General features: G+C 62.9%; 5 protein-coding genes. 4 read left to right on the top strand and 1 reads right to left on the bottom strand.

Annotated features, from left to right (window positions below):
• Positions 1-524 precede the first annotated feature (524 nt).
• Both JQ573_RS31265 and JQ573_RS31260 read left to right on the top strand, forming a co-directional pair.
• Entirely contained in the window at positions 525-2,666 is a 2,142-nt protein-coding gene (locus tag JQ573_RS31265) for a type I secretion system permease/ATPase (RefSeq protein ID WP_212318099.1), read from the top strand.
• Positions 2,650-4,062, top strand: coding sequence for an HlyD family type I secretion periplasmic adaptor subunit (locus JQ573_RS31260; protein WP_212318097.1), 1,413 nt, complete (start codon positions 2,650-2,652; stop codon positions 4,060-4,062). Before JQ573_RS31265 ends, JQ573_RS31260 begins: the two co-directional genes overlap by 17 nt.
• A 21-nt stretch (positions 4,063-4,083) precedes the next feature.
• On the opposite strand, the gene JQ573_RS31255 is transcribed toward JQ573_RS31260, so the two are convergent.
• The gene (locus tag JQ573_RS31255; protein ID WP_212318095.1) at positions 4,084-4,887 is read right to left on the bottom strand and encodes an FkbM family methyltransferase; all 804 of its coding nucleotides are present in this window, start codon (positions 4,885-4,887) and stop codon (positions 4,084-4,086) included.
• A gap of 148 nt (positions 4,888-5,035) precedes the next feature.
• Between JQ573_RS31255 and JQ573_RS31250 the strand changes: the two genes are divergently transcribed.
• Both JQ573_RS31250 and JQ573_RS31245 read left to right on the top strand, forming a co-directional pair.
• Positions 5,036-6,346, top strand: a complete 1,311-nt coding sequence (locus tag JQ573_RS31250; RefSeq protein ID WP_312011689.1) for an autotransporter strand-loop-strand O-heptosyltransferase — start codon at positions 5,036-5,038, stop codon at positions 6,344-6,346.
• Positions 6,347-6,390: 44 nt separating this feature from the next.
• Positions 6,391-12,939, top strand: a complete 6,549-nt coding sequence (locus tag JQ573_RS31245; RefSeq protein WP_212408774.1) for a hypothetical protein — start codon at positions 6,391-6,393, stop codon at positions 12,937-12,939.
• Positions 12,940-13,025: the final 86 nt, after the last annotated feature.

Raw genomic sequence — 13,025 nt, 5'->3', positions numbered from 1 at the left:
CTGGGTGGTTAATAGACGACAAATGGCCGGCCCCGGACAAGGCGGTGCGTGAGGCTGTTGGTATCCAGCGCCTCTGGCGAGATTGGCTCGGGTCATCACCTTGGGGCATCACACAGAGTCCGGGCCATTCTTTGCATGCTGCAAGATCGGAAGGGCATGACCCTCTTATACGCGATAAGGCCTACGCGATCATCCCTGTGATCCCGGTGACAGCCATATCGCGTGGCCACGATCCGTAAGACTACGGAGCCTGGTTCGGATTTCCGAACGGTTCCACGATGGACTCCAGGATCGGCATGATGTCGCTCGCGAATTCGGCCTGGCCGTTGATAACGCCAATTGCATCTCGCCGGAGAGCCATAGTACTCTGCCTGTCATATTCATTTGCTGCTCTGTCGGTTCGTTACGAATAGTCAGTTTGCGCTGACGGCGAGGCCGAGGAGCAGGGGCGGGGCGCGCTCACGGCAATTCGGCTCACCTTCGACTGCAGTTATTTTCAGCTACTGAGCAGATTAAATCGCGAGATGATTGAAACGCGGAGCGGTACGACAGCAGACAGCGGGATCGTTGGGCTCGCGATGCTGCTGCGTTTTCACGGCATCCCGGCCGATGTCGACCAGATTCGTCACCAAGTCGGCAATGGCCCATTCGGAACGCCGGAGATGCTGCGGTACGCGCGCTCGACCGGCGTCAAGGCCCGCGAGCTGACCACCAACTGGTTAAGGCTCGAGAAGGTCCCGCTTCCTGCCATCGCGCTGTTGCGCGACGGCGGCCATCTGATCCTCGCCAAGGTGGGCGCAGACAAGATCCTCGTTCAATCCCCTCTGTCAGAGCGCCCGGAGTTGATCACCAGGGCCGAACTGGAAGCGGTGTGGACCGGCAAGCTGATCCTGGTGAGCCGGCGGGCGGGACTGGTCAATCTTGCACGCCGCTTTGACCTGTCGTGGTTTCTGGGGGCAATCCACAAATATCGCTACCATTTCGTGGAGGTGTTGATCGCCTCGTTCTTCTTGCAGCTGTTTGCTCTGGTGTCGCCGCTGTTCTTTCAGGTGGTGATCGACAAGGTCCTGGTTAATCACACACTCAGCACACTCGACGTGCTCGTCGTGGGGTTGATCGGCATCGCGGCTTTTGAGACAGCCCTCGCGATACTGAGGACCTACCTGTTCTCCCACGTGACCAACCGGATCGATGTCGAACTGGGAGCCCGCTTGTTTCGGCACCTCATCGGGCTGCCCATTGCCTATTTTCAGGCTCGCCGGGTTGGCGACTCGGTTGCGCGGGTCCGCGAGCTGGAGAACATTCGCAACTTCCTGACCGGCTCCGCGCTGACGGTCGTGATAGACCTGTTCTTCACCGTCGTTTTCATCGCGGTGATGTTTATCTACTCGCCGATCCTGACCTGGATCGTGCTTGGATCGTTCCCGCTCTATGTCGGCATCTCGGCCGGCGCGACGCCGATGTTCCGTCAGCGGCTGGATACCAAATTCGAGCGCGGGGCCGAAAACCAGGCCTTTCTCGTCGAGAGCGTGACCGGTGTCGAGACCATTAAGGCCATGGCGCTCGAACCGCAGATGCAGCGCCGCTGGGAGGAGCAGCTTGCCGGATACGTGGCGGCCAGCTTCCGCGTGCTCAGCCTGGCGAATGTCGCGAGCCAATCGGTTCAGTTCGTGAGCAAGCTCGTCACCGCGGTGATCCTTTACGCCGGCGCCAAGCTGGTGATCGACGGAAGCCTCACGGTGGGCGAGCTGATCGCCTTCAACATGTTCTCGTCACGCGTGAGCGCACCGGTTCTGAGGCTGGCGCAGCTCTGGCAGGACTTCCATCAGGCCAGGCTCTCCGTCGCGCGGCTCGGCGACATCCTGAATACGCCGGCGGAGCAGACGTTCAGCCCCGGTCGCGCCGTGCCGCCGCCCATCAAGGGTCAGGTCACCCTTGAGCACGTGTCCTTCCGCTATCGGGTGGATGGACCCGAGGTGCTGCACGACATCAACATCAGCATTCCGGCCGGCCAGGTCGTCGGCATCGTCGGTCCGTCCGGTTCGGGCAAGAGCACCTTCACGAAGCTCGTTCAGCGCCTTTACGTTCCGGAGAAGGGCAGGGTCCTTGTCGACGGGATTGACCTTGCGATGGTCGATCCGGCCTGGTTGCGTCGCCAGGTCGGCGTCGTCCTGCAGGAAAACGTGTTGTTCAATCGCAGCGTACGGGAAAACATCGCGCTCGCCGACCCGGCCGCTCCGATGGAGAAAGTGGTCGCCGCAGCTCAGCTCGCGGGAGCTCACGAATTCATTCTGGAACTGCCGGAAGGCTACGACACCGTCGTCGGCGAGCGCGGCTCCAGCCTGTCGGGGGGGCAGCGGCAACGCATCGCGATCGCGCGGGCCCTTATCACCGATCCCCGCATCCTGATCTTCGACGAAGCGACCAGTTCGCTGGACTACGAAAGCGAAAGGGTCATTCAGGACAACATGAACCGGATCGTGAAGGGACGAACGGTTTTTGTCATTGCACATCGTCTGTCCGCTGTCAGGCGCACCGATCGGATCATCACCATTGATCGCGGCCGGCTCGTCGAACAGGGATCCCATGAGGAGTTGCTGAGCACAGGCGGAAGATACGCGTCGCTGTACCGGATACAGGCGGGGATCCATGAAGTCGGCTCGTGAACTGGTCGCGGTCGGGGGCAAAACCCGGGACGAGCTGGCCTTCCTGCCGGCCGCCCTCGAAATTGTCGAGACGCCGCCATCTCCCACCGCCAGGTTGACCGCCGTCCTGCTTGCTGCCCTGTTCTGCTGTGCCGTGGCGTGGGCAGCTCTCGGCAAGATCGACATCGTTGCCTCAGCACCTGGAAAGATCGTACCGGGCGACCGTGTCAAGCTGGTTCAGCCGCTGGAGATCGGAGTGGTGCGGGCCATTCACGTCCGCGACGGTCAAAGGGTCAAGGCAGGCGAGATTCTGATCGAGCTGGATCCGACCAGCAATCAGGCGGAGTTTCAGCACCTGAAGAACGATCTTCTCGCGTCACAGCTGGATATTTCACGCGCCCGTTCGGCGCTCGACGGAAACACCGACGCGCTTGACGGCGCACCGGCCGACACGCCGCCCGCGTTGATCCAGATGCATCTGGAGTACCTGCGCAGTCAGGATTCCGAGCAGCGCGCCAAATTGTCGGAACTGGATCGGCAGCGGGTGCAGAAGGTCGCGGAGACCAAAACGATCGACGCCAGCATCGCCAAGATTGAAGCTCTACTGCCGGTCCTGCAGGAGCGGGTCGGCGTTCGCAAGTACCTGGCGGATAGGGAGTACGGTTCAAAGCTGCAATACTTGCAGGAGCTCCAGGAACTCGTCGGGATGCAGCAGGACGTCCTGGTGCAACGGAGCAAGCTCGAGGAGGCCAACGCGGCCGTCGCCGCGCTCGCAGAGACGCGCGCCAAGCTTGTCTCGGAATACCGGCACCGCCTGTACGATGATCTCGCCAAGGCGACGCAGAAGGCTGGCAGCCTCAAGGACGAAGTGTCCAAAGCTGAGCACCGGACCAGCCTTCAAAAACTTGCCGCCCCCATCGATGGCGTGGTGCAGCAACTGGCCGTGCACACGGTCGGCGGCGTCGCAACCGCCGCCCAGACGCTCGCGGTCGTCGTACCCAGCGACAATCTGTTTGAAATCGAAGCGATGGTTTCAAATCGCGATATCGGCTTCGTGCACCCCGGCCAGGACGCCGAAATCAAGGTCGATACCTTCAACTTCACGCGCTACGGCCTGCTGCACGGCAAGATCGTCAGCGTCTCGCCCGATTCCGTCTCCCGCGACAAGGCGCGGGATCCAGCCCGCGAGCCCAATGGCGGAGCGCCGGAGGAAAGCAGCGAGCCAAAGGGGCAGGGGCCGGTGTATATCGCGCATGTCTCGATCGACCGGACCAAGATGGTCGTCGATGACAAGGAGATCAACCTTTCACCGGGAATGACCGTAACCGTCCAAATCAGGACGGGCGCCCGCAGCATCATGAGCTATTTGCTGTCGCCGATCATGCGCTACCGGCAGGATGCTCTCCGCGAGCGGTGAAAGAGTTCGGCGGTCAGGCCGTCATGACGTGGTTCGCGATTCCACGTGGCTCAGGGTCGGGTCGGATTCATGGATCGCAAGGCAGTTTTGCCCCGCGTCGTAGGTCCGGTATCCATGATCGTTCAGCTTGCGAACCAGTGCGGCCTTGTCGGTCTTGATGAATTCCGCATGAATGACGGGGTGATGCTGCCGGATCGTGGTGCTGGCTCCTTCCAGCACCTTCAACTCCATCCCTTCGACGTCGATCTTGATCAGATCGCAGCGGCTCAGATTCAGGGAGTCCAGGGTGATCATCGTCGTCTCAGAGCCTTTGGCCTCGGAATAATCGATCTTCTGGCCGATCTGCTCCGTGCCGGGGCGTTGCGTCACCTCCAGACTTCCGAAGCTGGCGGGTTCCTGATGGCTTAAGGTCGGCACCCAGGTCTTGCCGGTTTCCGACGAAATAACCGCGTGCATCGCCCGCGCGTTGAAGCAGTTGTTGATGGCGATGTTGCCGGCAAGGGCGTAGTAGACCCGCTCCTGCGCCTCGATGGCAAGGACCGAACCCCAGCCGTCCATTTGCTTGGACCATTCGATGGTGTGAACGCCGATGTTCGCCCCGCAGTCGATGGCCACCACGCCATCCCCCCGGTAGGTTCTTCGCAGTGCAAGAAGACCCTTCGTAAGTTCGATTTCAGTGACGTCGAAGGCGCCGTGCTCGAGGATCTGAATCCCCACGCCAAAGATATGGTTGCCCGCGGTGTGGTAGTCCAGCCGGTTGACGATCAGCGGGCCATGCGCCGACGCTGCGATCACAAACGGGACCTTGCTGGGATTGCGGCTCATCGCTTGTGTTTCTTTGTTTCTGCGGTTCCGGAGCGGCCGCGAGAGGGGGTACTCGCTAAGGTTTTCGTCCGTTGACGCGGTTGTCAATCTCGCTTACCTTCTGCCCGCATTTTTAGCGGTCTTTATATTTTTAGGGCAGGGGATATTCGTGAATGCGATTGCCGTCGCGCCGGCGATCGGGCTGAAGCGTCCGATTGACCATGTGGCCGACCAACCCAAAGTCATCGTTGATCGGTCGACCAGTGCCGTACCTGCCAAGCCGGACGCTGCTGCGCTGGATGCCGAAACGCCCAAGCGTGCCTATCCGGCGGCCGCCGAACTGCCCACGCAAGTCGGTCCCAAAGGACTGCGATTCGACTTCAACGACGGCGCCCGGGTCGTTTGTCCGGAAGCCGAAGGTCCTTGGCGTGTGCGTCTTTGGGACGCCGAGACCGGCAATGTCCTGTTCGAGACGCAGTTCGCGGGCGGACGCGTCAACAGCTCAAAGCGCTACTACATTCGTTTCCGTATCGAGGTCTTGCAGGGCGAGGATGTCATCTTCTCGCATGAGTACAACGCGACGGATCGTCACGTCCTGATCCAGCTTCCGGTCGGCACCCTGGGCGACACGATCGGCTGGTTTCCCTATGTGGAGAAGTTCAGGAAAGCTCACAATTGCAAGCTGACCTGCGCAATGGCGGAGAAGCTGATTCCGCTGTTTCGCGATGCGTATCCGGAGATCAACTTCGTCACGCATGAGGAAATTCAAACCGACCGATATTACGCCACGTACAGCGTCGGATTGTTTTTCGACGACAAGAATTTCGTCTACCAGCCGTGCGACTTCCGCTTTGTGGGACTGCACCGCACTGCCGGATACATCCTCGGCGTCGATCCGACCGAGGTGGCGCCGCGCATCTCGCTGGCCGATGATCAAAGGCCCATCGCCGAGCCCTATGTTTGCATCGCGGTCCAGAGCACCACGCAATGCAAGTACTGGAACAACCCGAACGGCTGGCGCGAACTGACTAGCTTTCTCAAGCAGGCCGGCTATCGCGTGATCTGCATCGATCAGAAGCCGACGCACGGCCACGAGCTGGTATGGAATCACATTCCAAACGGCGCGGAGGACTGGACCGGTGACCGCCCGATTCAGGAGCGGGCGAATCTGCTCAACCACGCGGACTTTTTCATCGGCCTTTCCAGCGGACTTGCCTGGCTGGCCTGGGCGGTCGGCACCCCGGTCGTCATGATCGCGGGCTTCACGCATCCGACAAATGAATTTGCTACGCCCTACCGCGTGATCAACTATCACGCCTGCAACAGCTGCTGGAACGATCCGGCGGTTCGATTCGACCACAAGGATTTTTTCTGGTGCCCCCGCCACAAGGGGACGCCGCGTCAGTTCGAGTGCACAAGGCTGATCACCGTGGACCATGTGAAGTCGGTGATCAGGACGATTCCTGGATTCAAGCTCTAGCCTATTTCAAGAACTGACCATTTTTTTTGGGGGGGCACGCTGCCATGAGCACGACGTCTGTAGGCTCGGGTATTACCAGCTCAGGACTAATCGAAACGGGAGGCAATACGCTCGAGGTCCTCAGCGGGGGCTCGGCAGTCTCGACGACGCTGAGTGGCGGCCAGCTCCTGGTTGACGCCGGCGGCTACGCGGTAGGGACCACGATTTCAAGCGGCGGCAGTGCCGTCGTCAGCGCGGGCGGCGGGGCCGATCGCTTCGCCGTCTCGAGTGGCGGCACGCTCAACGTGGCGGGGACCGTCAACAGCTTCACCGCGGTGTTCACCGGCGGCGTCGAGAACATCGAGGCCGGCGGGTTCATCTCCGGAGCCATCGGCTCGGGCACCGGCATTTCCGGCGGCACCGTCAATGTGCTGGCGGGCGGCTCGGCTTCATTCCTGTCGGTTTCGAGCGGTGGCGTCTTCAACGTCGCCGGCACGACGCTCGGCATGATCGGGGTCCGTAGCGGCGGTGTCGAAAACGTACTGTCGGGCGGTCTCATTTCGGGGGCGGTCAGCTCAGGCACTGGCGTTTCCGCCGGCGGCATACTGAACGTTTTGGCCGGTGGCTCGGCGGCGTTCGTTGGTGTTTCGAGCGGCGGCACGTTCAACGTGTCGGGCACCGTGCTCAGCAATGTGGCGGTCTACGACGGCGGTGTTGAGAACGTGTTCTCCGGTGGTGTCGTCACCGGCGTGACCGGCTCCGGGACCGGCGTATCCGGCGGTATCGTGAACGTCCTAGCAGGTGGTGCACTGAATCACCTGACGGTTTCGAGCGGCGCGCTGAATGTCTCCGCTGGCGGTACGGTATATAACATTGGGGTGTCGAGCGGCGGTGTCTTCAATGTCGCCGGCACAGTGCTGAGCACGGTCGGGGTGTTTAGCGGCGGCGTCGAGAACGTGCTGTCGGGCGGCGTGGTGCAGGGTGTGTCCGGAGGCTTTGGCACCGCGATCTCCGGCGGCACGGTGAACGTGCAGTCGGGCGCTACCGCGACGGCGATGTTCGTCTATGCCAGCGGTGCGCTGAACGACAGCGGCATCGTCACCAATCAATTCGTGCTCAGCGGCGGCGTTGAAACCGTTTCGCCCGGTGGCCTCGCGTCGGGCGTGCAAGTTTCGGGCGGCGGCCTGCTCGACATTCTCGCTGGCGGCTCGGCGACGAGTGTTGGCGATTCCGGGCGGGTCATCGTCGAAGCCGGCGCCACCGCCGACCACATCACTGTCTCGAGCGGCGGCGTGCTCAGCGTGGGTGGCACCCTCACCAGCAATACAGGCGTCCTGGCGGGCGGTGTCGAGACCGTGTTGTCCGGCGGACTGATCAGCGGAGCCAGCGGCTCAGGGACCGGCATTGCTGGCGGCACATTGAACCTTCTGGCCGGGGGCTCAGCGGTCTTTGTAGGCGTGTCGAGCGGCGGCACGTTCAATGTCGCGGGCACCGTGCTCAGCAACGGCATGGTGTTTGCCGGCGGCGTCGAGAACGTGCAGTCCGGCGGTCTGATCACCGGCGCCATCAGCTCGGGGACCGGGGTTATCGGTACGCTGAACGTTCTGGCCGGTGGCTCGGCGGCCTATGTCGGTGTTTCGAGCGGCGGCACGTTTAACGTGTCGGGCACCGTACTCAGCAATGTCGCTGTCTATGACGGCGGCGTTGAAAACGTTCTCTCGGGTGGTGTTGTCACCGGCGTGACCGGTTCCGGGACCGGCGTATCCGGCGGCACGGTCAATGTCCTTTCGGGCGGCGCGCTGGATCACCTGACGGTGTCGAGCGGCACGCTGAATGTCTCCGCTGGCGGCACGGCGCACAACATTGCGGTGTCGAGTGGCGGCACCATGAATGTTGCAGGCACCATCACCAGCAACACGGCCGTCATTGACGGCGGCGTTGAGAATGTTCTCTCGGGTGGTGTTGTCACCGGTGTCCCGGGCTCCGGGACGGGCGTGTCCGGTGGTACCGTCAACGTCCTTTCGGGCGGTGCGCTGGATCATCTGACAGTTTCGAGCGGCACTCTGAATGTCTCGGCTGGTGGCACGGCACATGACCTTACGGTGTCGAGCGGCACCCTGAATGTTGCAGGTACAATCATCAGCAACACGCTGGTCTCGAGCGGCGGTACCGAGAACGTGCTGTCCGGCGGGCTCATCTCCGGCGCATCGAGTGCGGCGACCATCATTTCCGCCGGCGGCGTCGTGAACGTCCTGGCCGGTGGTTCGGCTGTGCACGTCGGTGTGTCGAGCGGCGGCATCTTCAATGTCGCAGGCAAGGTGCTGAGCAATACCGGTGTCTACGCCGGCGGTGTAGAGAATGTCCTGTCCGGTGGATCGATCTCCGGCGCGAGCGGATCCGGGACTGGAATTTCGGGCGGTACGTTGAACCTGTCGGCCGGGGCCACGGCCGCCTTTGTCGGCGTGTCGAGCGGCGGCATCTTCAATGTTGCCGGCACCGTGCTGAGCAATGCCAGCGTCACGAGCGGCGGTGTCGAGAACGTGCTGTCCGGTGGACTGATAACCGGAGCCGTCAGTTCAGGCACCGGCGTCAGCGCAGGCGGCGTATTGAACGTGCTGGCCGGCGGCACGGCGGCTTTCGTCGGCGTCTCCAGCGGCGGCATATTCAATGTGTCGGGCACCGTGCTCAGCCGCGTGGGCGTTTATGCCGGTGGTGTTGAGAACGTCTTCTCAGGTGGTGTTGTCAACGGCGCCGTGGGCTCCGGGACGGCCGTCTCCGGCGGCACGGTCAACGTCCTTTCGGGCGGCGCGCTGGATCACCTGACCGTTTCCAGTGGCGGCGTGTTCAATATTGCCGCCGGAGGCACGGCGCACGACATTGCGGTGTCGAGTGGTGGCGCACTTAATCTTGCAGGCACGACGACGAGCAACGTCTTCGTGCTCGCTGGTGGTAGTGAGATTGTATCGTCCGGCGGCTCCGCAGGGGTGGTGACGATCTCCGGCGGCGTGGTCGAATTGCAGGCGGGAAGCCTCGCGAGCGGCATCGCATTCAGCGGTTCCGGCGGGCAGCTCAAGGTCGATGGCACATCTTTGGCCGGCACCACCATCAGCGGTCTGGTGCTGGGCGACAGCATCGATTTGGCTGGCCTCAATTTCGTGTCCGGCGGATCGGCGTCCTTGCTCGCGGGCAACATCCTGCATGTCACCGAGGGGGCTTCCTCCTTTGATCTGCAGCTTAATCAAACCCCTGGCGTCCGGTTCAGCGTCGGCACCGATGGCGGCACCGGCACGCTGGTCACGACGCGTGCCGACGTCGCACCGGTCACGTCAGCGCCCAATGTAACGGCAATCTTTGGCGAGAGCTCTGCGCTCGCTTCCAGCCTGTTCTCGGTCACGGACGCCGATGGCGATCCCATCACCCAATACGCGTTCTGGGACACCCAAGGTAACGGACACTGGGTCCTCAACGGCGTCGCGCAGGCGACCAACGCCGAGATCGATATTGGGGCGGCGAACCTGTCGCAGATGAGCTACGTGTTCGGTCCGAGCGGTTCGACTGATACCCTCTTCGTACGAGCCAATGACGGCACGGCTTGGAGCGGCTGGACCCAGTTTACCGCAAAGGCGTTTGTCGACACCGCGCCAACCGTGAACGCAGCCAACGTCACTGCGGCGCACGGCCAGACGTCGATTGCCGCATCCAGCCTGTTCACGGTGAGCGATCCGGATCCCGACACGATGACCCAGTACGCGTTCTGGGACACCGGCGGAAGCGGCCACTGGGTGGTGAATGGTGTCGCCCAGGCAGCCAACGTCGAGATCGATGTTCCGGCGGCGAACCTGTCGCAGGTGAGCTACGTGTTCGGGCCGACAGGGTCAGCCCCCGATACGCTGTTCATCAAGGCGAACGACGGAACGTTGTGGGGAGCCTGGCAGTCGTTCACGGCAACACCGGGGATCGATACCGCTCCGGTCGTTACGGCCGCGAACGTGACGGCCGCCCATGGGCAGACGTCGGCTCTCGCGTCGAGCCTGTTCTCGACCTCGGATGCCGAGAGCGATCCGATCACCCAGTATGCGTTCTGGGACACCGGTGGAAATGGCCATTGGGTGGTGAATGGTGTCGCCCAGACCGCCAATGTCGAGATCGATGTTGCCGCGGCGAACCTGTCGCAGGTGAGCTACGTGTTCGGGCCCGGCGGCTCGATGGCCGATACGCTTTACGTGCGGGCCAACGATGGCAGCCTGTGGGGGGCCTGGAAGTCGTTCACGGCAACACCGGGGGTCGATACTGCTCCGGTTGTTACGGCCGCGAACGTGACCGCCGCCCATGGGCAGACGTCGGCTCTTGCGTCGAGCCTGTTCTCGACCTCGGATGCCGAGAGCGATCCGATGACCCAGTATGCGTTCTGGGACACCGGCGGAAGTGGCCACTGGGTGGTGAATGGTGTCGCCCAGGCGGCCAACACCGAGATCGATGTTGCCGCGGCGAACCTGTCGCAGGTCAGCTACGTGTTCGGTCCGGGCGGCTCGACGGCTGATACGCTTTTCGTGCGGGCAAACGACGGCAGCCTGTGGAGTACCTGGACATCGTTCACGGCAGGGCCGGGGGTCGATACTGCCCCGACCGTGACTGCGGCGAACGTGAAAGCGGCCCATGGGCAGACGTCGGCTCTCGCCTCGAGCCTGTTCTCGACCTCGGATGCCGAGAGCGATCCGATGACCCAGTTTGCGTTCTGGGACACCGGCGGCAATGGCCACTGGGTGGTGAATGGCGTCGCCCAGGCGGCAAACGTCGAGATCGATGTTGCCGCGGCCAATCTTTCGCAGGTCAGCTACGTGTTCGGACCGGGCGGCTCGACGCCCGATACGCTCTACGTGCGGGCGAATGACGGATCGAAGTGGAGCAGCTGGGCAGCGTTCACGGCAACGCCGGGGGACGATACTGCTCCGGTCGTTACGGCAGCGAACGTGGCCGCGGTTCACGGCGAGGCGTCGACTCTCGCCTCGAGCCTGTTCTCGACCTCGGATGCCGAGAGCGATCCGATCACCCAGTACGGATTCTGGGACACCGGCGGCAATGGTCACTGGGTGGTGAATGGTGTCGCCCAGGCGGCAAACGTCGAGATCGACGTGTCCGCGGCGAACCTGTCGCAGGTCAGCTACGTGTTCGGTCCCGGCAACTCGACGCCCGACACGCTCTATGTGCGGGCGAACGACGGATCGAAGTGGAGCACCTGGACCGCATTCACGGCAACACCGGGCCCCGACACGGCTCCGGTCGTGACGGCGGCGAACGTGGCCGCGGTCCACGGTGAGACGTCGACTCTCGCCTCGAGTCTGTTCTCGACCTCGGATGCCGAGAGCGATCCGATCACCCAGTACGCGTTCTGGGACACCGGCGGCAATGGCCACTGGGTGGTGAATGGTGTCGCCCAGGCGGCCAACGCCGAAATCGATGTTGCCGCGGCGAACCTCTCGCAGGTGAGCTACGTGTTCGGCCCCGGCAACTCGACGCCCGATACGCTCTATGTGCGGGCCAATGACGGCAGCGAGTGGGGCGCCTGGACCGCATTCACGGCAACGCCGGGCCCCGACACGGCTCCGGTCGTGACGGCATCGAACGTCAGTGGCATTCACGGCCATTCGGTGGCGGCCTCGACCCTGTTCTCGACCTCGGATGCCGAGAGCGATCCGATCACCCAGTATGCGTTCTGGGACACCGGTGGAAATGGCCACTGGGTGGTGAATGGCGTCGCCCAGGCGGCCAGCGCCGAGATCGATGTCTCGGCGGCGAATCTCTCACAGGTCAGCTACGTGTACGGCCCCGGCGGCTCGCCGTCGGATACGCTCTTCGTGCGGGCCAATGACGGCAGCGAGTGGAGTACGTGGAAGTCGTTCACGGCCACCGCAACCAACCAGGCACCGACGGTCTCGGTCGCCAACGTTGTGACGGTCTCGGGGCAGACCTTTGCTGCCGCGAACCTCGTCACGGCGACGGACGCCGACGGCGATGCCATCACGAAATATGCGCTGTGGGATTCCAACACCAACGGGCGCTGGAACGTCAACGGAGTGAACCAGCAAGCGAATACCGAGATCGACGTCACTGCGGCACAGCTTTCCCAGGCGACCTATCAGGCCGGCTCGGGCACCGACCAACTCTGGATCCGGGCGAATGACGGCACCGCGTGGGGGGCCTGGCAGTCGTTCAATGTGACGGGAGAGAGCCCGAGCAGCGCCAACATCGTGCCGGGCGGCACCTTGGAATTGACCGGGGGGTCGAATGCCGGCGTGACGTTCCAGGGGTCGACGGGGACGCTGAAGCTCGACAATTCCGCGAGCTTTAGCGGAACCGTCGCCGGGATGACGGGTTCGGATGCGATCGATTTCGCGAACATCAATTTTGCGAGCGTTCACACGCCGACCTTCAGCGGAACCAGTGCGAGCGGCACGCTCACGGTGACGGACGGCACCGTCACGGCGAGTATCATGCTGCTGGGCAACTACATGGCCTCGACCTTCGCGACCTCGAGTGACGGCCATGGCGGGACCCTGGTTGTCGATCCGCCGGCGACGCAGGTCAGCCAGCTGGCGCAGCCACAGCATGCGTGAGGCCTGAAGATGAGGGGCTGTGTGGGCCTGTCGCGGGCCCACCGCAACCAGATCCCTCAACCGGCAGAAACAAAAAGGCCCGCCTC

This window comes from Bradyrhizobium sp. AUGA SZCCT0105 (assembly GCF_018129565.1).
Classification (GTDB): Bacteria; Pseudomonadota; Alphaproteobacteria; order Rhizobiales; family Xanthobacteraceae; genus Bradyrhizobium.
The sequence above is the reverse complement of the archived record's forward strand: the minus strand, read 5'-3'. Positions and strand labels throughout refer to the sequence as shown.